Below are 23,104 nucleotides of genomic sequence, written 5' to 3' on the forward strand. Positions count from 1 at the left end.
AAACCAGCGCCGCAACGGCGCGAACTGGATGCAAGCATACCGGGGCGCCAGGGCCGCTGCCAGCCGGTGAAAATGCTGGCAACACAGTTCAAACGACCTTTTCAAACGCTTGTATGTTTTTTCGTTGACAGCCCGCCTGGGGCAACCTAACCTCGCAGCAACCTCCAACCGGGCCGGACTTCAACGTGGGCAATCTCTACCTGATCCGACATGGGCAAGCCTCCTTTGGTGCCGCCGACTACGACGTGCTCTCGCCGGTCGGCGAGCGTCAGAGCCAGGCACTGGGCGAGCACTTCGCCCAATTGGGCCTGCGCCTGGACCGTTGCGTGGCCGGCACCCTGCGGCGCCAGCAGGACACCGCCCGCCTGGCCCTCGACGCGCTGCAGGCCCATGGCGAAGCAGCCCCGGCCATAGAGACCGACGCGGCCTTCAATGAGTTCGACGCCGACGGCGTGATCCGCGCCCTGCTCCCGGCCCTGCTGCCCGAAGAGCCCGAGGCCCTGCATGTGCTGCGCAACGGCGCCCAGCACCGCGGCGAGTTCCAGCGCCTGTTCGCCCTGATGGTGCAGCGCTGGCACGACGGCGAACATGCCCACGACGAACACCTGGAAACCTGGCAGGCCTTCACCGGCCGGGTCGGCGATGGCCTGCGGCGCCTGCTCGACAGCGCGGCCAGCGGCGACAACATCGCCCTGTTCACCTCCGGCGGCACCATCGCCGCCCTGCTGCACCTGGTAAGCGGAATCACGCCGGCTCAGGCGTTCACCCTGAACTGGCAGATCATCAACACGTCGCTCAGCCACCTGAAGTTCCGTGGCCGCGACGTCACCCTGGCTTCCTTCAACAGCCAAGCCCATGTGCGGCTGTTGCGGTTGCCGGAGCTCGTCACCTACCGATGAGCCCGGTCTGTTGTGTCCCTGCGGACGCGAATATCACTTAACAAGGAATACACCATGAGCGATGTAGCTAAAGCCGTCGAGGCGATGAAGGCAAAATTCAACCCATCCGCTGCCGCCGGCCTGGACCTGGTGTTCGGCTTCAACATCACCGACGAAGACAAGCACTACGCCCTGCTGGTCAAGGACGGCACCTGCGAGATCCAGGAAGGCGAGAACGCCGATGCCAACTGCACCCTGGTGATGGACAGCGAAACCCTCAAGGGCATCGTCAGCGGTGACACCGACGGCATGCAGGCCTTCATGGGCGGCAAGCTGCGCGTCGAAGGCGACATGATGCTGTCGATGAAGCTCAGCGAGCTGTTCCCGTCCTGATCGGCGCGGCGAATCGCCAATGAAAAAACCGAAGCCTGACGGGCTTCGGTTTTTTTTTGCCCGCTGCAAGGCCCGCCCATCAGGGCCATTGATCGCCCGGCAACACCCAGGCCAATAAACGTCTGGCACGCTTGTACCAGCTTTGACAGGAAATTAGATTAGCCAATAGTCCTTGCTACTGATCATAAGGAAATCGCATGACGCTCACCGACCAGTCCACCCAGGTACGCCCCGGCGAAGAACTCGACGCGGCCGTCATCGATCCGTACCTCAAGGATCACATTCCCGGCCTCGCGGGCACGCCGAGCATCAGCCAGTTCCCCGGCGGCGCCTCCAACCTGACCTACCTGGTCAGCTATCCGGACCGGGAGTTCGTGCTGCGCCGCCCGCCATTCGGCCACAAGGCCAAGTCGGCCCACGACATGGGCCGTGAGTTTCGCATCCTCAACCAGCTCAACGCTGGCTTCCCCTATTGCCCCAAGGCCTACGTGCACTGCACCGACGAGTCGCTGATCGGCGGCGAGTTCTATGTAATGGAACGGGTCAACGGCATCATCCTGCGCTCGGACATCCCCGCCGAACTGGACCTGGACGCCGGCCGCACCGAAGCCCTGTGCAAGAGTTTCATCGACCGCCTGGTCGAGCTGCACCAGGTGGACTACCAGGCCTGCGGCCTGGCCGACCTGGGCAAGCCGGAAGGCTATGTGCAGCGCCAGGTCGAAGGCTGGGCCAGCCGCTACGAAAAAGCCCTGACCCCCGACGCGCCGCGCTGGGAGCAGGTGATCGCCTGGCTGCGCGAGAAGATGCCCGCCGACCATCCGCGCCCGGGCATCGTGCACAACGATTACCGCTTCGACAACGTCATCCTCGACAGCGCCAACCCGATGCGCATCATCGGCGTGCTGGACTGGGAGATGGCCACCATCGGCGACCCGCTGATGGACCTGGGCAACAGCCTGGCCTACTGGATCGAGGCCGGCGACCCGGCGCCGGTGCAACTGATGCGCCGCCAGCCGAGCAACGCCCCCGGCATGCTTACTCGCCAGCAGTTCGTCGACTACTACGCCGAGCGCGCCGGCATCCGCATCGACAACTTCGACTTCTATTATTGCTACGGCCTGTTCCGCCTGGCCGGCATCGTCCAGCAGATCTACTACCGCTTCTTCCACGGCCAGACCCAGGACAAGCGCTTCGCCCAGTTCATCCACATGAACCGGCTGCTGGAGCAGATGAGCCTGCAACTGATCGGCAAATCCAGCCTGTAACTTCGGCAGACAACAAGGAATACGCGCATGTCCAAGACCCACCTGTTCGACCTCGACGGCAAGATCGCCTTCGTTTCCGGCGCCAGCCGCGGCATCGGCGAAGCCATCGCCCACCTGCTGGCCCAGCAGGGCGCCCATGTGATCGTCTCCAGCCGCAAGCTCGACGGCTGCCAGCAGGTGGCCGAAGCGATCGTCGCCGCCGGCGGCAAGGCCACCGCGGTGGCCTGCCACATCGGCGAGATGGAGCAGATCCAGCAGGTGTTCGCCGGCATCCGCGAGCAGTTCGGCCGTCTCGATATCCTGGTCAACAACGCCGCCACCAACCCGCAGTTCTGCAATGTCCTGGACACCGACCTGGGGGCGTTCCAGAAGACCGTCGACGTCAACATCCGCGGCTACTTCTTCATGTCGGTGGAGGCCGGCAAGCTGATGCGCGAGCACGGCGGCGGCAGCATCATCAACGTGGCCTCGATCAATGGTGTCTCGCCCGGGCTGTTCCAGGGCATCTACTCGGTGACCAAGGCGGCGGTGATCAACATGACCAAGGTCTTCGCCAAGGAGTGCGCGCAGTTCGGCATCCGCTGCAACGCCCTGCTGCCGGGGCTGACCGACACCAAGTTCGCCTCGGCGCTGGTGAAGAACGACAGCATCCGCAACGCCGCGCTGCAACAAATCCCGCTCAAGCGCGTGGCCGACCCGAGCGAGATGGCCGGCGCGGTGCTGTACCTGGCCAGCGATGCCTCCAGCTATACCACCGGCACCGCGCTCAATGTCGATGGTGGGTTCCTGTCCTGATCCGGATCCACGCACGCCCTGTGTAGGAGCGGCCTTGTGCCGCGAAAGGGCTGCGCAGCAGCCCCAGGATTTCAGCGCTGATGCAAAGATCGCGGGGCTGCTTTGCAGCCCTTTCGCGGCACAAGGCCGCTCCTACAGGGATGGCGCAACCCGCGGATCTATCCCTTGATCGCCTGCAACGTATAGCTCAGCGGCAACCGCCACGGCGCCTCGTTCAGGCGCCACTCGCCGTCATCGCCCAGCGTCATCTGCCCCGGCAGCGCTTCCCAGGGGATGCTCTGGTGCTCCTCCAGGCCAGTGATGCGCAGGCCGTTGTTCAGCAGCGCGGTGATCACCTCGCCCAGGCCATGGTTCCACTCATGGGTTTCGGTCTGGGTCAGTGCCTGGTCGGTTTCGACATAAGTCTCGTCACTGTGCCACACCGTCGGCGCCTCGCGCTCGAAGTACGGGTACTCCAGTTGCAGGCAGTCCTGATGGTCCTCGTTCACGGCCATCAGCATCGGGTGGCCGTCGCGCAGGAACAACCGCCCGCCCGGCTTGAGCAACGTCGCCACGGTCTGCGCCCAGCGCTCGATGCTCGGCAGCCAGCACAGCGCGCCGATGCCGGTGTAGACCAGGTCGAAAGCTCCCGCCGGCAATACCTGCGCGGCCTGATAGACGTCCGATTCGACATAGGCGATGCCCGCCCCACAACGCTCGGCCAGCTGGCGCGCCTGGGCCAGGGACGCCGCAGAGAAATCCAGGCCGCAGACCTCGGCGCCCAGGCGCGCCAGCGACAGGGTGTCGGTGCCGATATGGCATTGCAGATGCACCGCGCGCAGGCCGTGGATATCGCCCAGGCGTGGCAGGTCGAAGCGCACCACCTCGGACAGGTGCCCGGGCTCGGCGACGAAGCGCTCGACCTCGTAGTCCCCGGAGGCAGCGTGCAAGGGTGCGCGCTCGTCCCAACTGGCGCGATTGAGTTCCAGTGATCGGCTCATAGCGGTGCTTCCCTGTCCTGAGTGAGTCAGGCGCCACGTTAACCGGCCCTCGCCAACCCGGCAACCACCCCGTCAACCAGAAGTTGACGGCTCGGGTATACTGCCCGCTTCGTGCCCGCCCAAGGATCCAGCGCCCATGACCGAAAACAGCTTCGCCTTTCGCCTCAAGGAACTGCTCGAACACCACAAGCTGACCCTGCAGGCCGTGGGCACGGCGCTGGGGATCTCGCGCACGGCGGTGCACAAGTGGACCCGCGGCGGCGAGATCGACTACGACAACCTGCGCCGCCTGGCCGACCTGCTCAAGGTCAACTGGATCTGGCTGCGCTACGGCGAGGAGGCCCTGCACAACGTGCAGCAGGCCGAGGTGGTCGAGCTGCCAATGACCGACGTGCGCCGCCGCTACACCGCCGAGATCATGGAAAGCGAGACGCGCATGAAGCTGGCCCAGGAAGGCGCGCGCATCGTCACCTGGGAATGGAACCTGGTCACCGACGAGGTGACCTACTCGCCCAACGTCGAGGCGGTGTATGGCTGGCCGCTGCGCCGCAACGAGGACTTCTGGGAACACATCCACGCCGATGACGCCCGCCACATGCAGGGCATGTATGCCCAGGCGGTGGCCGACGGCACCGGCTGCGAATGCGATTTTCGCATCACTCGCCCCGATGGCGGCCAGCGCTGGATCGCCTCGCGCGCCACGGTGCTGCGTGACAGCGTCGGGCGCCCGGTGAAGATGGTCGGCATCAGCATGGACAACACCGAGCGCAAGGTCGCCGAAGAAGAGCTGCGCCAGAGCGAGGCGCGTTTTCGCACCATCTTCGAACTGGCCTGGGGCGCGCTGGCCTATATCGACCCGGATGGCAGCTGGCAGCGGGTCAACGGCAGCTTCTGCGAGCTGCTGGGCTACCGCGAGGACGAACTGTACGGCACGACCTTCCAGCAGATCACCCACCCCGACGACCTGCCGGGCAACCTGGCGTTGCTGCAGCGCATGCTGGCCGGCGAGATCGAGCGTTACGAGGTGCAGAAGCGCGTGCGCCACAAGGACGGGCGCTATATCTGGGTACGGGCGCGCACCTCACTCGAACGTCGCGCCGACGGGCAGCCGGAGCATCTGATCAGCGTGTTCGAGGACATCACTGCCGAGCGGGCGGCAGGGTAAGCATCACAGCGCCCCCCTGTGGGAGCGGGTTTACCCGCGAAGAATCCGACGCGGTGCTTGGCACCGGCTACGCCGGTGTTCGCGGGCAAGCCAGCTCCCACAGGTATCGCGCCAGACTCCAAAAATTGAGCAAGACAGTTGCTCCCACAGGGTGTCGATTTGCCTGTTCTAGTCCTGCACTGGCCTGGCTTCAAGTTATAGACAGGTGGCCGCCGCCGCCCGGCGCTGCAACGCCACGCCGTCATTCTTCTGCGCGTAATAGTCCACCCGCGTGCCTCCCGCCTGGGCGTAGACATCGACGAACGACTCCGCCTCCCGGGTATACACCGTGAACCCACCCTGCTTGCGCGCCTCCAGGTAGCCGCTGGCATCGACCCCGAAGGTGGTCTCTTCCTGCCAGCTGAACTGGATGCACTGGGCGACCAGGTCGGGCGTCTTGTGCGAATCCAGGCGTGCGGTGGGCGAGCCGTTGCGCGCCGCTTCCATGGTCGACGATGCACAGCCCGCCAGCAGCAGCGCCACGGTGATCGGCAGAATTGCTCGCATGTTCCATCCTCGGGACAAAAAAGAAGCAGACTCTAGCACTGCCGGGCCGGCCGGGGAATCGCCGCTACCGCTCATCGCCGCCGCGATAAAAGTTTGCGCGGCAAAGAACCAAATCGATCGCCACAGGTCACAGGAGGTACCGCGTAAACCGTTGCGGATCAAGGACCTATAACGTGATGAAACGCCTTGCAAGCCTTTCGATGGTCGCCACCCTGCTGCTGCTCGGTGGCTGCTACAGCAACCACTACCACGACGATGACGACGGCTGGCGCGACCGTGACCGCGGCCACCGTCATCACCATCGCCACGACCGTGACGATGACGACCGCCAGTACCGTGACCGCTACTACCGCTGAAGCGTCTTTCAAACCCTGACTCGCCGCCAACCACGCGGCACCCTCCCCCTGATGATTCCCCTGAGGTTCACAACATGCGTCTGACTCTGCCTTCCCTCGCCCTCGGCCTGCTGCTCTGCCAGGGCGCCTTCGCCGGTGACGGCACCGCTGCCATCGGCGGCGGCCTGGGCGGTGCCCTGGGCAACGTCGTCGGCAAACAGATCGGCGGCAGCACCGGCGCGGCCATCGGCGCGGGCCTGGGCGGCGCGGCCGGCAGCGCGGTGGGCGCACGCAAGGGCAACCGTGCCGAAGCCGCCATCGGCGGTGGCCTGGGTTCGGCCGGCGGCTCGCTGATCGGCGGCAAGCTCGGCGGCTCCACCGGCTCGACCGTCGGCGCGGGCCTGGGCGGCGCGGCGGGCGGCGCGATCGGCAACCACATGGGCGACAACAACCGCAAGCACAAGCATCGCCACTAACAAGTAACACGGGCGAGCCTGCGGGCCTTGTGGGAGCGGGCTTGCCCCGCGATGGCGGCTGACCTGGCGGTGATGTTGTCCAGGCTGGCTTCATCGCGGGGCAAGCCCGCTCCCACAAAATTGGCTCCCACACATCCGCCCCCAAGCACTCTGCCATCGCGCACCTGGTCACCCCCCGGCAAAACACTGCAGCACGTCAACGACGCATTCGCGTCAAGCTGCCACACTAGGGCCATCGCCTTTCGTGCCCCTGTGTGAAGGAACATCCCCTCCCCATGAACCATGAGCTGCTCTGGGTCCTAGGCCTGCTGGCCGTCGTCGTCGTCCTGTTCATCATCAACCGCCCGCGCATGGACGTGGTCGCCCTGCTGGTGATCCTCGCGCTGCCGCTGTCCGGCATTCTCACCATCGAGCAGGCCCTGGCCGGTTTCAGCGATCCCAACGTGGTGCTGATCGCCGCGCTGTTCGTGATCGGTGAAGGGCTGGTGCGCACCGGCATCGCCTACCGCATAGGCGAATGGATGAGCGAGCGCGCCGGCAACAGCGAGGCGCGCCTGCTGGTGCTGCTGATGGTGGCAGTGGCCGGCCTGGGCTCGGTGATGAGCTCCACCGGCGTGGTGGCGATCTTCATCCCGGTGGTGCTGAGCATCGCCGCGCGCCTGCAGCTCTCGCCCAGCCGGCTGATGATGCCGCTGAGCTTCGCCGGCCTGATCAGCGGCATGCTCAGCCTGGTGGCGACCCCGCCGAACGTGGTGGTGCACAGCGAGCTGGTGCGCCACGGCGAAAGCGGCTTCGGCTTCTTCAGTTTCACGCCCTTCGGCCTGGTGGTGCTGGTGCTGGGCATCGGCTACATGCTGCTGACCCGCCATTGGCTCAACGGCGAGGTGCGCAAGGACGGTCGCGTCGAGAGCCGCCGCACCCTGCTCGACCTGGTGCTGGACTACAAGCTCAGCGGCCGCGAGCGGCGCCTGCGTATCCGCCCCCATTCGCCGCTGATCGGCCATACCCTGGGCGAGCTGGAGCTGCGCACCCGCCACGGCGCCAACGTGATCGGCATCGAGCGCCAGCACAAGTTCACCACCCGGGTGATCACCGCCGACTCCGGCACCCTGCTGCAACAAGACGACGTGCTGCTGCTCGACCTGTTCGCAAACCGCGACGACCTGCGCAGCCTGTGCCAGTCGATGCTGCTCGAGCCCCTGCACTTCAAGGCGGCCTATTTCATCGACCAGTCCCAGGAAGTGGGCATGGCCGAGATCTCGCTGCCTCCGGGCTCGCAACTGATCGGCAAGACCCTTCTCGAGCTGACCTTCCGCACCCGCTATGACCTCAACGTGGTCGGCCTGCGCCGCGACCAGCAGGCGATCGAAGGGCAGCTGGTGGAAGAAAAGCTGCGCCTGGGCGACACCCTGCTGGTGGTTGGTCCGTGGAAGGCAGTGCGCCAGCTGCAGGGCAAGCCCCGCGACTTCCTGGTGTTGAGCCTGCCGGCGGAGATCGACCAGGTCGCCCCGGCCCGCGCCCGCGCGCCCTACGCGCTGATCAGCCTGGCGGTGATGGTCGTGTTGATGGTCAGCGGCCTGGTACCCAACGTCATCGCCGCCTTGATCGGCTGCCTGCTGATGGGCGCCGGCCGGTGCATCGACATGAACAGCGCCTACCGCGCCATCCACTGGCAGAGCCTGGTGCTGATCGTCGGCATGCTGCCCTTCGCCCTGGCCCTGCAGAAGACCGGCGGCATTGACCTGGCCGTCGGCGCCTTGGTCAGTACCCTCGGCGGCGCCGGGCCGAGCGTGATCCTCGCCTGCCTGTTCGCCCTTACCGCGCTGATCGGCCTGTTCATCTCCAACACCGCGACGGCGGTGCTGATGGCCCCAGTAGCGGTCAGCACCGCGCAGCAGCTGGGCATGTCGCCCTACCCATTCGCCATGACCGTGGCCCTGGCGGCGTCGGCGGCGTTCATGACGCCGGTGTCGTCGCCGGTCAACACCCTGGTGCTGGGCCCCGGCCAGTATCGCTTCGCCGACTTCGTCAAAATCGGGGTGCCCTTCACCCTGCTGGTGATGCTGGTCACCGTGCTGATGGTGCCGTGGGTGTTCGGCTTGTAGTCGGCGGCACGATCCAGGCGATTTGCGGCGAATTGACATCAATTGGCGACTTGAAAGACACTCTCAGACTATCGTCCCAGGTGCCTACGGCCGTTTTCCTGGATTTCGTCTTCGCTTGCCGGTCGAACCCATGGTGTCACCAGCCCCGTCGCGCCTGCTGCCCCTGCTGAGCCTGTTCGGCCTGACCCTGGCCTTGACCCTGGCCGGCATCCTCGCCCGCCCCATCGAATCGCTGTCGCTGTTCTGGCCGGTGAACGCGGTGCTCGCCGGGGTGCTGCTGCGCAATCCGCGCCAGGCCACCCCCTCCGGCTTCGCCCTGATCTACCTGGCCATGGTGGGCGCCGACCTGGCCTGCGGCAGCGCCTGGAAGCCAGCCTTGTGGTTCAACCTGTGCAACCTCGGCGCCATCGTCAGCATCTGGTACCTGATGGCCCGCCTGCCACGCGTGCACCGACGCCTGCGCACGCCCCACGGCACCCTGTACCTGTTCGGCGCCTGCGCGGTCGGCGCCGTGGTCGCCGCCAGCCTGGCCTGCGTGATGGCCACGCCCTGGTTCGAACAATCGCTGCGCGCCACCTGGCTTGCCTGGTTCAGCGAGCAGTTCTCCACCAGCGTGCTGGTCCTGCCCGTGCTGCTCACCGCGCCCTCGCCACGCGCCCTGAGCGGCCACGGCAGCGCCAGCCAGCCGATCCGCCTGGCGCCGCTGCTGGTGCTGCTCGCCTCGCTGGCGGTCAGCATCGTCTTCGGCGGCCCCGGGGCCATCGCCTTCCCGATCGCCGCGCTGCTGTGGTGCGCGCTCAGCTACTCGCCATTCCTGGTGGCGCTGCTGGCGCTCACCGCCGGCAGCACGCTGATCGTCGCCGTAGCGCAGAACCTCATGCACTTCAGCATCCCGCAGAGCGAATCGGGGGTCACCACCCTGATGTCGGCGCGCCTGGGCATCGCCATGCTGGTGCTCGGCCCGCTGGTGCTGGCCTGTGTCAGCAGCGCCAACCGCAGCCTGATGGCGCGCCTGGCGCATCAGGCGACCATCGACCACCTCACTGGCACCCTGTCCCGCAGCGCCTTCATCCGCCGCGCCCACGCCCTGCTCGACAACCGCCGGCAAGCGCCGCTGACCTTGATGATGCTCGACATCGATCACTTCAAGACCATCAACGACCAGCATGGCCACGCGGTCGGCGACCAGGTGCTGCGCCAGTTCGCCATGACCCTGCAGGACCAGTTGCACGACGGCGAGCTGTTCGCCCGCCTGGGCGGCGAGGAATTCGTCATCGTCGTGCCGGGGCTGGCGCCGGAACTGGCCAGGTTCACCGCCGAGCGCCTGCGTCGGGCGGTACAGGACCAGCACATCGCGCAGCCCGGGCAGGCGCTGCGGATCACCGTGAGCATCGGAGTAAGCGGCTGCACCGCCGACACCCCGGCGCCCAGCCTCGACGAACTGCTGGCCAGCGCCGACCAGGCGCTCTACCGGGCCAAGGCCCAGGGTCGCAACCGGGTCGAACAGGCCGAGGGACAGCGCCAGGTGGTGTGACTCAGCCGGCCAGCAGGTCCCAGCTCAGCTTGGCGATCAGCACGCACAGCAGCACCAGGAACAGCCCACGCACGAACCCCGCACCCTTGCGCACCGCCAGCCAGGTGCCAGTCAGCGCGCCGAGGATGTTGAACAGCGCCATCGGCAGCGCAATGGCCCACAGCACATTGCCCGACGGAATGAAGAACACCAACGCCGCCAGGTTGGTGGCGATGTTGACCAGCTTCGCCGAAGCCGAGGCATGCAGGAAGTCCAGGGCGAAGAAGCGGATGAACAGGAAGATCAGGAAGCTGCCAGTGCCTGGGCCGAACAATCCGTCATAGAAGCCGATGGCGCCGCCGATCAACACCGCCAGGCACTGTTCCTTGCGGCCGATCGCCATGGGTTTGTGCAAGGTGCCGAAGTCCTTCTTGCAGAAGGTGTAGATGGCCATCAGCACGATCAGCACCAGCACCATCGGCCGCATCACGCTGGCCGGCACCAGCGACACGGTGGCCGCCCCGCAGAACGACATCACGAAGGCGCTCAGCGCCGCCGGCACGATCAGCCCCCAGTCCAGCTTGACCTTGCGAATGAACGAACGCGCCGCAAAGCTGGTGCCGCACACCGAGGCCAGTTTGTTGCTGCCCAGCAACGCCGCTGGCTGGGCGTTGGGCAGCACGTTGAACAGCGCCGGGATCTGGATCAAGCCGCCGCCCCCAACGGCGGCGTCGATCAGGCCAGCGGCGAAGGCAAACAGCGAAAGCAGGGCGATATCCATCATTTCCAGGGTCCGGGCGGTACAAAACAGGCTGCCAGACTAATCAAAGCGCCGCGCGTGTGTTGAAATGCCATATTGCGAAAACTGCAATAAGGATCCTCGTGATGGCACTGGACATGCTGCGTGAAATACAGGCCTTCGTCAGCGTCGCGCACAAGCGCAGCTTCGTCAGCGCCGCCCGTGCCCTGGGGCGCTCGCCCAGCGCGGTAACCCGGGCGGTGCAGGCCCTGGAGGATAACAGCGGCGCCAAGCTGTTCAACCGCAGCGCCAGCTCGGTATCGCTGACCGAAGCTGGCGAGCGACTGCTGCCCCACGCCGAACGCTTGCTGGATGTGCAACGGGATGCCGCCGACGAACTGGCGGCGCTGACCGGCGACGCCCAGGGCTGGATCCGCCTGGCTGCGCCCGAGGTGCTGGCCCAGCAAGTGCTGCCGGCGGTGCTGGCCGAGTTTGCCCGACGCCACCCCCACGTCACCCTCGACGTACAGTACGGCGACCAAGCCTTCGACCCGCTGCAAGGCAAGCTGGACTTCGTGATCCGCGGGGCCTTCCCGCAGTCCAGCGAGCTGATCGGCTATCCCCTATGGCGTTACCGCCGCCATCTCTACGCCAGCCCTCAGTACCTGGCATTGGCCGGCACACCGCAGGTGCTGGAAGACCTCGAGCGGCATACGCTGATCCTGCACACCGCGCCGCGCATCCTGAAGGCCTGGCATTTCAGCAAGGACGGACACATCGTCAGCCTGCGCCCGCGACCACGGCTGCGCCTGGGCTCGGGGGTGGCGGTGCTGCAAAGTACCCTGGCGGGGGCCGGTATCGCCCGGCTGGCGGATTGGCTGGGGGAGCCGGAGGTACGTGCCGGGCGCCTGGTGCGGGTCTGCCCCGACTACCACCTGACATCCAGCACCGGGCAGGACCCGCAGATGCACGCCGTGTACCCGGCCGGCGACCTGCCGGCGAAGGTCCGTGAGCTGCTGCAGACCCTGCGCGAGGCAGGCGCGCGGAGTGTTGAACAGCCCTGAACAGGGCTGCTCAATTTCTGCTCAATCTAACAGAGGCCCTGAAAACCATGGCCTGTAGCGCTTTATCCACAGACCTACCCACGATTTTTGTGGACAGTTTCTGCAAGCCTTGAAGGAATTTTTACAAGCGCAGCAAGGCCGCATTGGCCAGCTTGACCAACTCGATCCATTCGCTTGCGCTGATCACACCGGAACGCTCCAACTCTTCGGCACGGCGCAGTGCCTGATCGTAGTCCGCTTCGTGAAGGATGCCCTCACCGAGAAAACGACCGCGCCACTCCAGCATCGCTGCAGTGCCTTTCTTGCATTCCATAGTGTGTATTGTCTCCAAGGCAAGTAAACGGCCCGTGTGCCCGGGCCCTGGGATTGGGGGCGGGAGATTACACGAGCGACTTGTACTTGAGAACGACTTGCAGCTACCGCTTGTCTAGACGACTGCGGCCAGGAGGCGGGAAAAACTTGGGGAAGGGTCTGGCCCGCCATTGTGCCAGGCGGGCCGGGACAGGAAAAAGTTGCGGCTCAGCTTGGCGGAATGGTGCCCAGCAGGCCAATCATGATAGTCAGCAGCAGAAAACCACCCAGAAACAGCGCGAGCTTGCCCATCGGAACCTCTACAGTGTGATGACGTAACGGCGGGGCTGGCCGCTGCGGCAGTGCAGCGGGGCAGCCTGCCCAGCGCACACCGGGTTGGAAGGCTGGGCCTGGGTGTATTTTCCGGCAGCGGCTGATACGGTTACAGATTCAGGTTCGTGGAAAAAAAGCGGATCAGATGGTGATTCCTCCCATCGCGGGGCGCATACCTTGAGGCCAACGCGATCGGCGTGGGAGCGGGCTTGCCCCGCGATGACCTCCGCGCAGGCAACACACCTGTTACGGTCCGAAGCCCAGACAAGGAGAACTCCCGGAGATGACCGCGCTCGCCAGCAACGCCGCCCTGCTGATCATCGACATGCAGAACGGCATCAACCACCCTCGCCTGGGCCGTCGCAACAACCCCGAAGCCGAACAGCGCATCAATGAGCTGCTCGCCGCCTGGCGTGCAAGCACGCGTCCGGTGATACACGTGCGCCACATTTCCCGCGATCCGGATTCGGTGTTCTGGCCGGGCCAGCCCGGTTGCGAGTTCCAGCCCGCCTTCACCCCGCAGGCCAGCGAGACCGTGTTCGAAAAACACGTGCCCGACGCCTTCTGCAACAGTGGCCTTGAACGCTGGCTGCACCAGCGCGGCATCAGCCAGCTGGTCATCGTCGGCGTGATCACCAACAACTCGGTGGAGTCGACCGCACGCTCGGCGGGCAACCTGGGGTTCGATACGCTGGTGGTGCCCGATGCCTGCTACACCTTCGACCAGCACGACCTGCAGGGCCGACTGTGGCCGGCGGAAGACGTCCATGCCCTGGCCCTGGGCAACCTGGCCATGGACTATGCGCGGATTCTCGACAGCGCGGCCTTGCTGGCTGCGGTCTGATCTCAGTCCAGCTGGCGCAGCTTCGCCAGCGGTACCCAGCCCAGTTCCCCGTTGCCAGCCCGACGGCACCAGAGCCAGCCGTTCAGGGGGCGCAGGCCCTCCAGCGACTGGCCGGGGTCAACGTCCAGCTCATGGGCCGAATAGGCTTCCACCGCCCTGCCCCGGCCGACGCCAAGCCGCTCGATGAGCTGGCCGGGCACCCAGCCTGGCTCCTGGCCCTGGCAACTGCACAGGTACCAGTCCTCCCAGTGCTCGTCACCCTCGTAACGCTGGCCGATGTCCAGCAGCGTGCCTCGGGCGAAGGTGATGGGCGCAGGATACTCACTGCGGTGTGCGGCAATCACGACGTAGTTCACAGGCCTCTCCCTGGCTGCGAAAAGCGTCGATGCTAGTCGAAGGCCATTCAGAGCACCATGATCATTTCGTGCCAGGCCATGCCGCCATGATCGGAGGCCGACGGGCGTACATAGGCGTAGCCCATCCTCTCGTACAGCCCGACATGCCGCTCCTTGCACATCAGGTGAATGGTCGCCTTGCCGCGCTCGCGCATCTGTTCGACGAAACGCGCCATCAGCCGGCTGGCATGGCCCAGGCCCTGGTACGCAGGGTCGAGCACCACCGACATGATCACCACGTTGGGTGCCAGCGGATCATGCCCGACCAACTCCTTGAAGGCTTCGTCCGACATCACCACCTGGTCAGCGCAGCCGCTGTTGATGAAGCCGATCACCTGGCCATCGGCCTCCAGCACCAGGAAGCCCTCCGGGTACTGGGCGATGCGCGTGGCGATCTTCTCCCGGGTGGCGGCCTCGTCGCCTTCGTAGGCGCTGGTTTCGATCTGGTAGCAACGGTCCACGTCGGTTGCCGTGGCCTGGCGGAACATCGGGGTGCTCATGGGGCGGATCCGGATAGCGGGAAACAGGGGCGACATGCTAACGGAAGTCGTCGCCCAGCTGTATGCCCGCCATGCCAGTTAGACCGAACGGGTGATACCCCCATCGACCCGCAGGTTCTGCCCGGTGATATAGCCCGCGCCCTCGGAGGCCAGGAAGGCGACGGTGGCCGCGATCTCCTCGGCCTTGCCGTACCGCTCCATGGGAATCCGGCTACGGAATTCCGCTTTCTCCGGCAGGCTGTCGATAAAGCCCGGCAGCACGTTGTTCATGCGGATGTTCTCGGCCGCGTAACGGTCGGCGAACAGCTTGGTGAAGGCCGCGAGCCCGGCGCGGAATACCCCGGAGGTGGGGAACGCCGGATCCGGCTCGAAGGCGGCGAAGGTCGAGATGTTGATGATGGCGCCGCCGCCCTGGCGCTGCATGATCGGCGTCACCAGGCGGGTCGGGCGCACCACGTTGAGGAAGTACACCTCCATGCCACGGTGCCAGTCGTCGTCGCTCAGCTCGAGAACCGGCGCACGCGGGCCGTGGCCTGCGCTGTTCACCAGCACATCGACCCGCCCCCATTGCTGCATCACGGTATCCACCAGACGCTGCAGGTCTTCTACCGACTGGTTGGAGCCGGTCACGCCGATGCCACCCAGCTCGGCCGTCAGCGCCTCGCCCTTGCCGGACGACGACAAAATGGCCACCCTGAAGCCATCGGCGGCCAGCCGCCGCGCGGCCTCGGCCCCCATGCCACTGCCACCTGCGGTAATGATTGCGACTTTCTGCGAAGACATATGCTGCTCCTTCGGGGAGTTGATCAAGTAGGCCCATGAAGCCAGAATCCGGCTTATCGCACCAATCACAAATACTGGCAGCAGCCTGCAGGAAATCTACTGGATGAGCGCGCCCAAGCGACGCAACGCCCCCGCCATCGTCAACCACCTGGTGGCCTTCGAGGCCGCCGCCCGCCTGGGCAGCTTCCGTGCCGCCGCCGACGAACTGCACGTCACCCCCGGCGCCGTCGCCCAGCAGGTGCGCACCCTCGAGGACAAGCTCGGCCGCCCGCTGTTCGAGCGCCTGCCCCGAGGCCTGCGGCCCAACCCGGACGGCGCCGACTACCTGACCCGCGTGCGCCTGGCCCTGGACATCATCGAGGACGCCACCGGCGAACTGCTGGAGCGCGACAGCCAGCGCGATCCCCGGCAGATCCTGCTCAGCACCACCCCCGCCTTCGCCAGCCGCTGGTTGATCCCGCGCCTGGGCCTGCTGGCCCAGGCCCACCCGCCGGTGGCGCTGATGATCGATGCCTCCGACAGTACCCGCCCGTTGAGCGGCAAGGGCGCCGTGGACCTGGCGGTGCGCTGGGGAGCCCCGCCCTTCGCCGACGCCTATGCCCTGCCCCTGCTGCCCGGCGTGGCGGTGCCGGTGTGCGCGCCGGCATTGCGCGGTGAACACCCTTGGCGGCAAGCCGCGGATCTTGCGCAGCAGCCGCTGATCTCCGACAGCCACAACAACTGGAAGCGCTGGTTCGATCACTACGCGCTGCCCGGCACGCGCTTCAGCGGCCCGGTGTTCTCCCAGACCATCCTCGCCATCGAGGCCGCCGAGCAAGGCATGGGCATCGCCCTGGTGCCCCGCCTGCTGGTGGAAAATGCCCTCAAGGCCGGCACCCTGGTACTGGCCCTGAAAGGCCATGAACTGCACAGCGATGCAGGCTTCCATCTGCTCGCCGGGCATGCTCCGCAGGCAGGCTCAGCCGCCGAGCAGGTGGTGCGCTGGCTGCAGGCCCAGGCGAACGATGAAACCCACGGACGCCCAAATCTCAACACTCTGATGTAGCAAACTAGCGAGATCTGCGTGGGAGCGGGCTTGCCCCGCGATCACCGGCCTGGCCGGTGCCATCCACTGCATCCCGGGCCAAGCCCGCTCCCACGCCGATAGCTGAAACTGCTCACGAAGCCCTGCCCTTTTGTAGCTTTCTGTGTACCAACCGCCTCCCGATACACACGAACGCCCACCCCACCAGCACCCGACACACCCCGGACACAGCCACCTCCTTAACTACACGCCATCCCGCCCACACCGATGGCCCGCCAAGGAGATGCACCATGTTCGCCAGCGCCAACCGCCTCAACCGCTCAGCCCTGCTCGCCTGCGCCCTGCTGCCTCTGGCCCTGCTGACCACCACCCCCGGTCAGGCCGAGGAAACCCGCTCGCCTGCCGCAGCCCGCCAGTCCACCCCCTTCGGCCCGCTCAAGCATGTCCAGGCCGGCGTGCTGGACGTCGCCTACGTGGAACAAGGCCCCGCCGACGGCCCGGTAGTGATCCTCCTGCACGGCTGGCCCTACGACATCCACAGCTACGAGCAGGTGGCGCCGCAACTGGCCGCCCAGGGTTACCGGGTGCTGGTGCCCTACGCCCGCGGCTACGGCGACACCCGCTTCCTCTGCGCGAACACCCCGCGCAATGCCCAACCCGCCGCCCTGGCCAGCGACGTCATCGCCTTCATGGACGCCCTGGGGATCAAGCGCGCCGTGCTCGGCGGCTTCGACTGGGGCGCGCGCACCGCCGATATCGTCTCGGCCCTGTGGCCCGAGCGGGTCAAGGCGCTGGTGTCGGTCAGCGGCTACCTGATCAGCAGCCAGGAAGCCGCCAAGGCCCCGCTGCCGCCCAGCGCCGAACTGCAGTGGTGGTACCAGTACTACTTCGCCACCGAGCGCGGCCGCGCCGGCTACGACAGCAACCGCCACGCCTTCGCCCGGCTGATCTGGCAGACCGCCTCGCCGCAGTGGAAGTTCGACGACGCCACCTTCGAGCGCAGCGCCAAGGCCCTGGACAACCCCGACCAGGTCGCCATCACCGTGCACAACTACCGCTGGCGGCTCGGCCTGGCCCAGGGCGAGACCCGCTACGACCCGCTGGAGGCGAAGCTGGCCACCTTCCCCGCCATCGGCGTACCCACCATCGCCCTCGAAGGCGATGCCAACGGCGCGCCGCACCCACCGGCCGAGGCCTACGCCAAGCGCTTCACCGGCAAGTACGCCTACCGCCTGGTGAGCGGTGGCATCGGCCACAACCTGCCGCAGGAAGCGCCCGAGGCATTCGTCAAGGCCGTGGTGGATGCGGACCATCTGTAAGGGCAATTGCAACATATCGTTTCGGCAGCGCATGTCGGGTGCCGGGAGACGCGGATTGCCTCTGCAACCCGTCTGTTCCGTGGCAGGCCTTATACTCCGGGGCCTGCCGCAGAATGAGCGGACGCATGCCGAAACATTCACCCCGGCCATCCTGTAAGACGCCTCTTTTGTTGCTGTAGGACGTTTCTACGGGTTTGTGATCCGGTGTATGAATAATCAGTATTGGCTGGGGAATTGACCTGATACCGTCGAGCCTTTCCTACAACGGCACGGATGCCCACGGCCAGTGAGAACGACATGGACAACTACGACAGCTCGGCGCTTGGACTGCAGAAATGCCTGCTGAACCTGCGCCGGGATCATGCACGGATGAAAGCGTCGGGAGAGCTGGAAAGAGCAGCGATACTGGCGCAGGTAATTGGGCGGATGGAGCAGGGATTGAAGGAGGCCTCCCAGGGAAGGAAGCCCGAAACACTGCAGTGAAGTGATGCCAGCAAGATGGTGATGGATTTGCGGCTCGCCCTGGTGAGGCGCCGCAAGCCCATCGCGTACACCGCCCACGCTCAATATAAGACCCACTCCCTCATTTTTCGTCGCTACCCGCAGCATGACTGCCCCAAGCTCGCGCCCGCCCCCATCCCACGCCCAGCTCCAGTGCAACTTTCTAACCGAAAGGTCAGCTAAAACCCCGAGTTCGGCTTTTATTTCAAACACCTCTGGCAGGTTGGTACAGAGTATGCAAACGTTTGCTCAAAACAATTAAGCGAACAATCGCCGAAGCTTTCGCTCACCTCAGCCTCTCGGGGCTACCACCGCATGAACAAGGACTTTCAATGCGTCAACCTGCATCCCTGCGCCCAGCAGCTCGCTCCCCCCTGGCTGTCTCCTTGCTACTGGGCGCTGTTACGGGACTACTCAGCGTCACCACCCAGGCCCAGGAAAATCCCCCCAGCGAGTCAGCCCAGGGCGAGGCCCTGAGCCCGGCCGCCGCACCGGCCAAATCGGGGCCCTACCTGTCGAACTGGTACAACCAGAACTTCACCCTGATCGGCACCAAGGACATCAGTTTCGGCCCCCGCCCTGTCGACGATATCTACCTCGAATACGAGTACTTCGGCCGCAAGGGGCCGTTCGAGCTGTACGGCTACATCGACATCCCGAAGATCCTCGACATCGGCAACAGCCATGACAAAGGCGCGTGGGACCACGGCTCACCGCTGTTCATGGAGCACGAGCCGCGGATCTCCATCGACTACCTGGCCGGCCGCAGCCTGGCCGTCGGCCCGTTCAAGGAGTGGTACGTAGCCTTCGACTGGATCTACGACCACGGCAGCAACAGCGCCAACCGCGCCAACACCCTGTACAGCGGCCTGGGCACCGACATCGACACCCATTCGCGGGTCAATCTGTCGGCCAACTTCTACGGCCGCTACCAGTGGGAGAACTATGGCGCCAGCAACGAGTACTCGTGGGACGGCTACCGGGCCCAGCTCAAGTACATCGTGCCCCTCGGCAAGTTCGACAACGGCGCCTCGCTGACCTATATCGGCTTCACCAACTTCGATTTCGGCTCGGACCTGCACAAGAACAACCCCAACCGCACGGCCAATGCCACGGTATCCACCAACGTGCTGCTGTACGCCTTCACCCACCTGCGCTTCACCCTGGTGGGCCGCCATTTCCACAATGGCGGCAACTGGCAGGATGGCAGCCAGCTGAATTTCGGCGACGGCGATTTCCGCGGTAGGTCCGATGGCTGGGGGTATTACGCCGGGGTCGGCTACCAGTTCTGATCGCTTGCGCCATGGAGGCTTGCATGCACCCGATGCACCGTCTTTCCCTCGCCGCGGGCCTGGCCTGCGGCATCCTGCTCACCTCGACGGCCCAGGCCGGCGAGACGGCTGCGCCGCCGATCAGGCCCAAGGTGATGCTGATCGCCATGTTCGCCCCCGAGGCCCAGCACTGGATCGAGCGCCTGGAACTGAAGCAGGAGGTGCGTGTGCCGGGCCTGTCGGCGGAGTATCCGGTGATACGTTGCAACAGCCAGGATGTCTGCCTCCTGGTGACCGGCATGGGCCAGACCAACGCCGCGGCCTCGACCCTGGCACTGGCGCTGTCGCCGAAGTTCGACCTGCGCAAGAGCTACTTCCTGGTCGCGGGGATTGCCGGGATCAACCCGAAGCACGGGACCCTCGGCACCACCGCCTGGGCCCATTACCTGGTGGAGTTCGGCACCCAGTGGGAGCTGGACTCGCGGGATGCGCCCAAGGACTGGCCGACGGGCTACCTGGGGATCAACACCAAGGGCCCGAACGAGAAGCCGCCGCTGGACTACAAGACCGAGGTCTTCGAGCTCAATCCGAAGCTGCAGGCCAAGGCCTATGCCCTGTCACGCGGGGTGAGCCTGAGCGAGAGCAAGGAGTCGGCGGCCTGGCGGCTCAAGTACCCGATGGCACCGGCCAACCAGCCGCCGGTGGTGACCCGGTGTGACACCGTGGCGGGCAACACCTGGTTTTCCGGGACGCGCTTGAGTGAGCGGGCCGAGGTCTGGACTCGGTTGCTGACGGATAACAAAGGGGAGTACTGCACGACCCAGCAGGAAGATAACTCCACCTATGAAGCGCTGCTGCGGGCCAGTCGTGAAGGGTTGGTGGATGTGCAGCGGGTGGCGGTGGTGCGGGCGGGGTCTGACTTTGATCGGCCTGAACCGGGGGGCAGCGAGGTTGAGAACCTGCTCAAGTATGCCGACCAGGGCGGTTTTGTTCCGGCGCTGGAGAACCTCTATCGGACTGCCAATCCGCTGGTGCAGGAGATTCTGAAGAATTGGGCGGTTTGGGAGAAAGGGGTTCCGGAGGTTTGAGCATCACCCCAGGCCGGCTAGAAGGACGCTCTGGGGCTCGACTCAATAGCTTGCCCCAACCTACCGTCCTCAAGCCCAGTCCTTTCGAGGTCTTTGCGTTTTTTCGGATATGGCCGCTTCAATTCAAGATTGCCGGGGCCGCTTTGCAGCCCTTTCGCGGCACAAGGCCGCTCCTACAGGATGGCGCGGTCACCTGTAGGAGCGGCCTTGTGCCGCGAAAGGGTCGCAAAGCGACCCCGGCAAGTCCAAGTCGAACACCCATTCCCAACACCTTGAAAGAGCTGGTCCTCAAGCCCAAATGGTGGTCGCCCAACCCTTCCCTCTTTTGCATCTGCCGCTATCGCTTCCTGGATTCGGGAAAGGCCATAAGGCTCCACGCCTGGCGGTGGTGAACAACCACGCTCTCGCAACAAGGACGGCCAAGTCCGTGATAAGCGCAGTGATGCTGGCAAGCCTCGCGGTAAGTAACGCCAGACAGGGCAGCGGCGAAAAATGCCTGCTGCCCTCCTTCGACTCGCTGCACTGCCCGTCAGCGCCTCATTGTCTCCTGGTCGCCTCGGGCATGAGGCCGCCTATGAGGAAAACGGCTGCTGGCCCTATCAGCCAATCCACCGTCGCTCCTGAGCTGACTGCCGGAATCAAAAAAAACGCGGCTAACAGGCCTACACCTGCCCAGATGCGCCTGCGTGGCGTGAGCCACTCTCGGACCTTTTCCAACCTTCTGCCCACTGGCACTCACTCTCCTTGTTTGTTCTGCGGTGAAGCGAATCGCCTGCGGTGCTGCGAGGCACCAGCGAACCAAAATTGCTAGACACATCCACCCGGCGCCAACTCAAGCCTGAGCCACTCCAGGTACTCGAGAATCTCGGCATCGTTACGCTTGCAGTACGACCATTTTTGCTGCTTTGAAACCGAGATGAACCTCGCCTGCCTGAGGATCTCAAGGTGCCGGCTCGCTGTTGGCTGGGCGATACCCAGCGCACTTGCGATAAGGGTCATGCAGACACCGAACTCGACGGGGTCTGCCGACCATTGCTCGGCGAAGTGGTCACGAGGTGCTGCGAGCAGGCGAAGGATCACCATGCGAACCTCACTGCTCATCGCTTTCATCTGTATTGATCTGTCCATGCCTGCATCATATAGTCATTTAGCTAAATGACAATGTGAGGTGAGCCCATGTTGGATCTACCCTACGCATCGAGCATCGAAGGCAACACCGTCAGATGGGGAAAAACGGGGACAGGCGCGCCGCTGGTCGCCATCCATGGCACCCCCTTCTCTTCACAGGTATGGCGGCGCGTCATACCTCATCTCACTGACCGCAGAACCGTGTATTACTTCGACCTGGTTGGCTATGGCCTGTCTGAAATGAGAGAAGGCCAGGACGTTTCATTGGCGATTCAGAACAACGTCATGGCTGCGCTTTTCGAGGAATGGGGCATCGAGCGCCCTGAGGTCCTGGCCCATGACTTTGGAGGCGCGACAGCGCTGCGCGCTTACTACCTGAACGGTCTGCGCTATGCGTCCCTCACCATTTTCGATGCCGTAGCCCTGGCCCCCTGGGGCTCTCCTTTCGTTCAGCATGTCCGTCAACATGAGGCCGCCTTTGCCGGGATGCCCGACTACATGCACCGGGCGCTGCTGGCAGCCTATCTGCAAACCGCTGCGGCCAATCCCCTCAGTGACGAAGCCCTGCAAGCGTACAGCGCTCCATGGCTGGGGCCGATTGGCCAGGCGGCCTTCTACAGGCAGATCGCACAGATGGATCAGCGCTACACCGACGAAATCGAACCGCTCTACGGGAAGCTGGATTGCCCCGTATCGGTGCTTTGGGGCTCGGAGGACGCCTGGATTCCCTATTCCCAAGGGGAGCGTCTTGCTGGGCTTATCTCCCAACAGCCCTGCGTCCGAGTAGTGAACTCAGGCCACCTGATGCAGGAAGACATGCCGGAAGCGATTGTGGCGGCAGTCTTGAAGCAGCTTGGCCCCTGAGGCAGGTTCGCTGGACTGTCTGTATGTCCAAATTCCCAGCGGTCTGTGCCTATCGACAGAGCGATTTCATCGGTACGGTTCAGGCCTCACTGTTTCTGCGAGGTTGTCATGGAGCTGACAGCAATCCCGTTTGGTACTACGGACTGGTCAAAAATCGATCCTGTCGCCTATCCAGGTGAGAACGGTACGGCGTATTGGCGTACCTGTCTGTTTGGGGACGTTCGGGTTCGATGGGTTGAGTACACCCCAGGATATGTGGCCGATCATTGGTGCCGGAAGGGTCATATCCTGTTCTGCCTGGAAGGTCGGCTGGACACCGAGCTGGAGGATGGTCGGACTTTCACCCTGCAGCCGGGCATGAGCTATCAGGTGGGGGACAATGCGGAGGCGCACCGGTCGTCGACGGCTACTGGAGCCAAGCTCTTTATAGTGGACTGAGCCTGAACTATCTGGACTCAGACTCTACGCTTGCGCTTCGGTATGAACCCATCCGGCAACGCCGGGATTAG

General features: G+C 64.9%; 26 protein-coding genes. 18 read left to right on the top strand and 8 right to left on the bottom strand.

Going from position 1 to position 23,104, the window contains the following annotated elements:
- Nucleotides 1–185 precede the first annotated feature (185 nt).
- The 4 genes from LU671_RS10295 (at nucleotide 186) to LU671_RS10310 (ending at nucleotide 3,331) form a co-directional block, all read left to right on the top strand.
- Complete coding sequence (locus tag LU671_RS10295) at nucleotides 186–899, top strand: histidine phosphatase family protein (RefSeq protein WP_232855612.1); 714 nt, start codon at nucleotides 186–188, stop codon at nucleotides 897–899.
- Nucleotides 900–953: 54 nt separating this feature from the next.
- Complete coding sequence (locus LU671_RS10300) at nucleotides 954–1,271, top strand: SCP2 sterol-binding domain-containing protein (RefSeq protein WP_203652286.1); 318 nt, start codon at nucleotides 954–956, stop codon at nucleotides 1,269–1,271.
- 197 nt (nucleotides 1,272–1,468) lie between these two features.
- A complete protein-coding gene (locus LU671_RS10305) occupies nucleotides 1,469–2,536 on the top strand; it encodes a phosphotransferase family protein (protein ID WP_186715188.1) in 1,068 nt (355 codons plus the stop codon).
- Nucleotides 2,537–2,563: 27 nt separating this feature from the next.
- The gene (locus LU671_RS10310) at nucleotides 2,564–3,331 is read left to right on the top strand and encodes an SDR family oxidoreductase (RefSeq protein ID WP_046856224.1); all 768 of its coding nucleotides are present in this window, start codon (nucleotides 2,564–2,566) and stop codon (nucleotides 3,329–3,331) included.
- A 158-nt stretch (nucleotides 3,332–3,489) separates the two neighbouring features.
- Here the strand turns inward: LU671_RS10310 and LU671_RS10315 are convergent, their stop codons facing one another.
- On the bottom strand, nucleotides 3,490–4,311 hold the full coding sequence (locus tag LU671_RS10315) for a class I SAM-dependent methyltransferase (protein ID WP_232855613.1): 822 nt from the start codon (nucleotides 4,309–4,311) through the stop codon (nucleotides 3,490–3,492).
- 136 nt (nucleotides 4,312–4,447) lie between these two features.
- Between LU671_RS10315 and LU671_RS10320 the strand changes: the two genes are divergently transcribed.
- The gene (locus LU671_RS10320) at nucleotides 4,448–5,476 is read left to right on the top strand and encodes a PAS domain-containing protein (RefSeq protein WP_232855614.1); all 1,029 of its coding nucleotides are present in this window, start codon (nucleotides 4,448–4,450) and stop codon (nucleotides 5,474–5,476) included.
- A 195-nt stretch (nucleotides 5,477–5,671) separates the two neighbouring features.
- On the opposite strand, the gene LU671_RS10325 is transcribed toward LU671_RS10320, so the two are convergent.
- Nucleotides 5,672–6,022, bottom strand: a complete 351-nt coding sequence (locus LU671_RS10325) for a hypothetical protein (RefSeq protein ID WP_232855615.1) — start codon at nucleotides 6,020–6,022, stop codon at nucleotides 5,672–5,674.
- Nucleotides 6,023–6,198: 176 nt separating this feature from the next.
- Here LU671_RS10325 and LU671_RS10330 point away from each other — a divergent pair, with 176 nt between their 5' ends.
- The 4 genes from LU671_RS10330 (at nucleotide 6,199) to LU671_RS10345 (ending at nucleotide 10,472) form a co-directional block, all read left to right on the top strand.
- Nucleotides 6,199–6,378 carry a hypothetical protein gene (locus tag LU671_RS10330; protein WP_046855050.1) on the top strand — a complete coding sequence of 60 codons (180 nt, stop codon included), beginning with the start codon at nucleotides 6,199–6,201 and terminating at the stop codon, nucleotides 6,376–6,378.
- Between the two features lie 74 nt (nucleotides 6,379–6,452).
- Nucleotides 6,453–6,833 (top strand): glycine zipper domain-containing protein, encoded by a 381-nt coding sequence (locus LU671_RS10335; protein WP_203652278.1) that lies wholly within the window; start codon nucleotides 6,453–6,455, stop codon nucleotides 6,831–6,833.
- Between the two features lie 275 nt (nucleotides 6,834–7,108).
- On the top strand, nucleotides 7,109–8,938 hold the full coding sequence (locus tag LU671_RS10340) for an SLC13 family permease (protein WP_232855616.1): 1,830 nt from the start codon (nucleotides 7,109–7,111) through the stop codon (nucleotides 8,936–8,938).
- A 115-nt stretch (nucleotides 8,939–9,053) separates the two neighbouring features.
- Nucleotides 9,054–10,472, top strand: coding sequence for a GGDEF domain-containing protein (locus tag LU671_RS10345; protein ID WP_232855617.1), 1,419 nt, complete (start codon nucleotides 9,054–9,056; stop codon nucleotides 10,470–10,472).
- A gap of 1 nt (nucleotide 10,473) precedes the next feature.
- Here LU671_RS10345 and LU671_RS10350 read toward each other — a convergent pair whose 3' ends face one another.
- Entirely contained in the window at nucleotides 10,474–11,235 is a 762-nt protein-coding gene (locus tag LU671_RS10350; RefSeq protein WP_232855618.1) for a sulfite exporter TauE/SafE family protein, read from the bottom strand.
- Between the two features lie 101 nt (nucleotides 11,236–11,336).
- On the opposite strand from LU671_RS10350, the gene LU671_RS10355 reads away from it, so the two are divergent.
- Nucleotides 11,337–12,254 carry a LysR family transcriptional regulator gene (locus LU671_RS10355; protein WP_232855619.1) on the top strand — a complete coding sequence of 306 codons (918 nt, stop codon included), beginning with the start codon at nucleotides 11,337–11,339 and terminating at the stop codon, nucleotides 12,252–12,254.
- Nucleotides 12,255–12,375: 121 nt separating this feature from the next.
- On the opposite strand, the gene LU671_RS10360 is transcribed toward LU671_RS10355, so the two are convergent.
- Nucleotides 12,376–12,567, bottom strand: a complete 192-nt coding sequence (locus LU671_RS10360) for a hypothetical protein (protein WP_028691846.1) — start codon at nucleotides 12,565–12,567, stop codon at nucleotides 12,376–12,378.
- 594 nt (nucleotides 12,568–13,161) lie between these two features.
- Here LU671_RS10360 and LU671_RS10365 point away from each other — a divergent pair.
- Nucleotides 13,162–13,722 carry a cysteine hydrolase family protein gene (locus tag LU671_RS10365; protein WP_232855620.1) on the top strand — a complete coding sequence of 187 codons (561 nt, stop codon included), beginning with the start codon at nucleotides 13,162–13,164 and terminating at the stop codon, nucleotides 13,720–13,722.
- 2 nt (nucleotides 13,723–13,724) lie between these two features.
- On the opposite strand, the gene LU671_RS10370 is transcribed toward LU671_RS10365, so the two are convergent.
- The 3 genes from LU671_RS10370 to LU671_RS10380 all read right to left on the bottom strand — a co-directional run bounded on the left by LU671_RS10370 (nucleotide 13,725) and on the right by LU671_RS10380 (nucleotide 15,400).
- A complete protein-coding gene (locus LU671_RS10370) occupies nucleotides 13,725–14,078 on the bottom strand; it encodes an SH3 domain-containing protein (RefSeq protein ID WP_203652265.1) in 354 nt (117 codons plus the stop codon).
- 47 nt (nucleotides 14,079–14,125) lie between these two features.
- Complete coding sequence (locus LU671_RS10375; RefSeq protein ID WP_232855621.1) at nucleotides 14,126–14,617, bottom strand: GNAT family N-acetyltransferase; 492 nt, start codon at nucleotides 14,615–14,617, stop codon at nucleotides 14,126–14,128.
- Nucleotides 14,618–14,695: 78 nt separating this feature from the next.
- Nucleotides 14,696–15,400 (bottom strand): SDR family oxidoreductase, encoded by a 705-nt coding sequence (locus LU671_RS10380; RefSeq protein ID WP_232855622.1) that lies wholly within the window; start codon nucleotides 15,398–15,400, stop codon nucleotides 14,696–14,698.
- A gap of 103 nt (nucleotides 15,401–15,503) precedes the next feature.
- On the opposite strand from LU671_RS10380, the gene LU671_RS10385 reads away from it, so the two are divergent.
- From LU671_RS10385 to LU671_RS10405, 5 genes are all read left to right on the top strand, one after another.
- On the top strand, nucleotides 15,504–16,445 hold the full coding sequence (locus LU671_RS10385) for a LysR substrate-binding domain-containing protein (RefSeq protein WP_232855623.1): 942 nt from the start codon (nucleotides 15,504–15,506) through the stop codon (nucleotides 16,443–16,445).
- A gap of 269 nt (nucleotides 16,446–16,714) precedes the next feature.
- Complete coding sequence (locus LU671_RS10390) at nucleotides 16,715–17,743, top strand: alpha/beta fold hydrolase (protein ID WP_232855624.1); 1,029 nt, start codon at nucleotides 16,715–16,717, stop codon at nucleotides 17,741–17,743.
- A 297-nt stretch (nucleotides 17,744–18,040) separates the two neighbouring features.
- Nucleotides 18,041–18,226: a hypothetical protein gene (locus tag LU671_RS10395; protein ID WP_102682584.1), complete on the top strand. Its 186-nt coding sequence runs from the start codon at nucleotides 18,041–18,043 to the stop codon at nucleotides 18,224–18,226.
- A gap of 350 nt (nucleotides 18,227–18,576) precedes the next feature.
- On the top strand, nucleotides 18,577–19,536 hold the full coding sequence (locus LU671_RS10400) for a nucleoside-specific channel-forming protein Tsx (RefSeq protein ID WP_232855625.1): 960 nt from the start codon (nucleotides 18,577–18,579) through the stop codon (nucleotides 19,534–19,536).
- Nucleotides 19,537–19,559: 23 nt separating this feature from the next.
- Nucleotides 19,560–20,603 (top strand): purine-nucleoside phosphorylase, encoded by a 1,044-nt coding sequence (locus LU671_RS10405; protein WP_232855626.1) that lies wholly within the window; start codon nucleotides 19,560–19,562, stop codon nucleotides 20,601–20,603.
- An 807-nt stretch (nucleotides 20,604–21,410) separates the two neighbouring features.
- Here the strand turns inward: LU671_RS10405 and LU671_RS10410 are convergent.
- Nucleotides 21,411–21,713: an ArsR/SmtB family transcription factor gene (locus LU671_RS10410; RefSeq protein WP_232855627.1), complete on the bottom strand. Its 303-nt coding sequence runs from the start codon at nucleotides 21,711–21,713 to the stop codon at nucleotides 21,411–21,413.
- 66 nt (nucleotides 21,714–21,779) lie between these two features.
- Here LU671_RS10410 and LU671_RS10415 point away from each other — a divergent pair, with 66 nt between their 5' ends.
- Together LU671_RS10415 and LU671_RS10420 are read left to right on the top strand one after the other, a co-directional pair.
- The gene (locus LU671_RS10415) at nucleotides 21,780–22,595 is read left to right on the top strand and encodes an alpha/beta fold hydrolase (RefSeq protein WP_232855628.1); all 816 of its coding nucleotides are present in this window, start codon (nucleotides 21,780–21,782) and stop codon (nucleotides 22,593–22,595) included.
- 108 nt (nucleotides 22,596–22,703) lie between these two features.
- A complete protein-coding gene (locus tag LU671_RS10420; protein WP_232855629.1) occupies nucleotides 22,704–23,033 on the top strand; it encodes a DHCW motif cupin fold protein in 330 nt (109 codons plus the stop codon).
- Nucleotides 23,034–23,104: the final 71 nt, after the last annotated feature.

This window comes from Pseudomonas sp. NMI760_13 (assembly GCF_021283245.1).
Taxonomy (GTDB): domain Bacteria; phylum Pseudomonadota; class Gammaproteobacteria; order Pseudomonadales; family Pseudomonadaceae; genus Aquipseudomonas; species Aquipseudomonas peradeniyensis.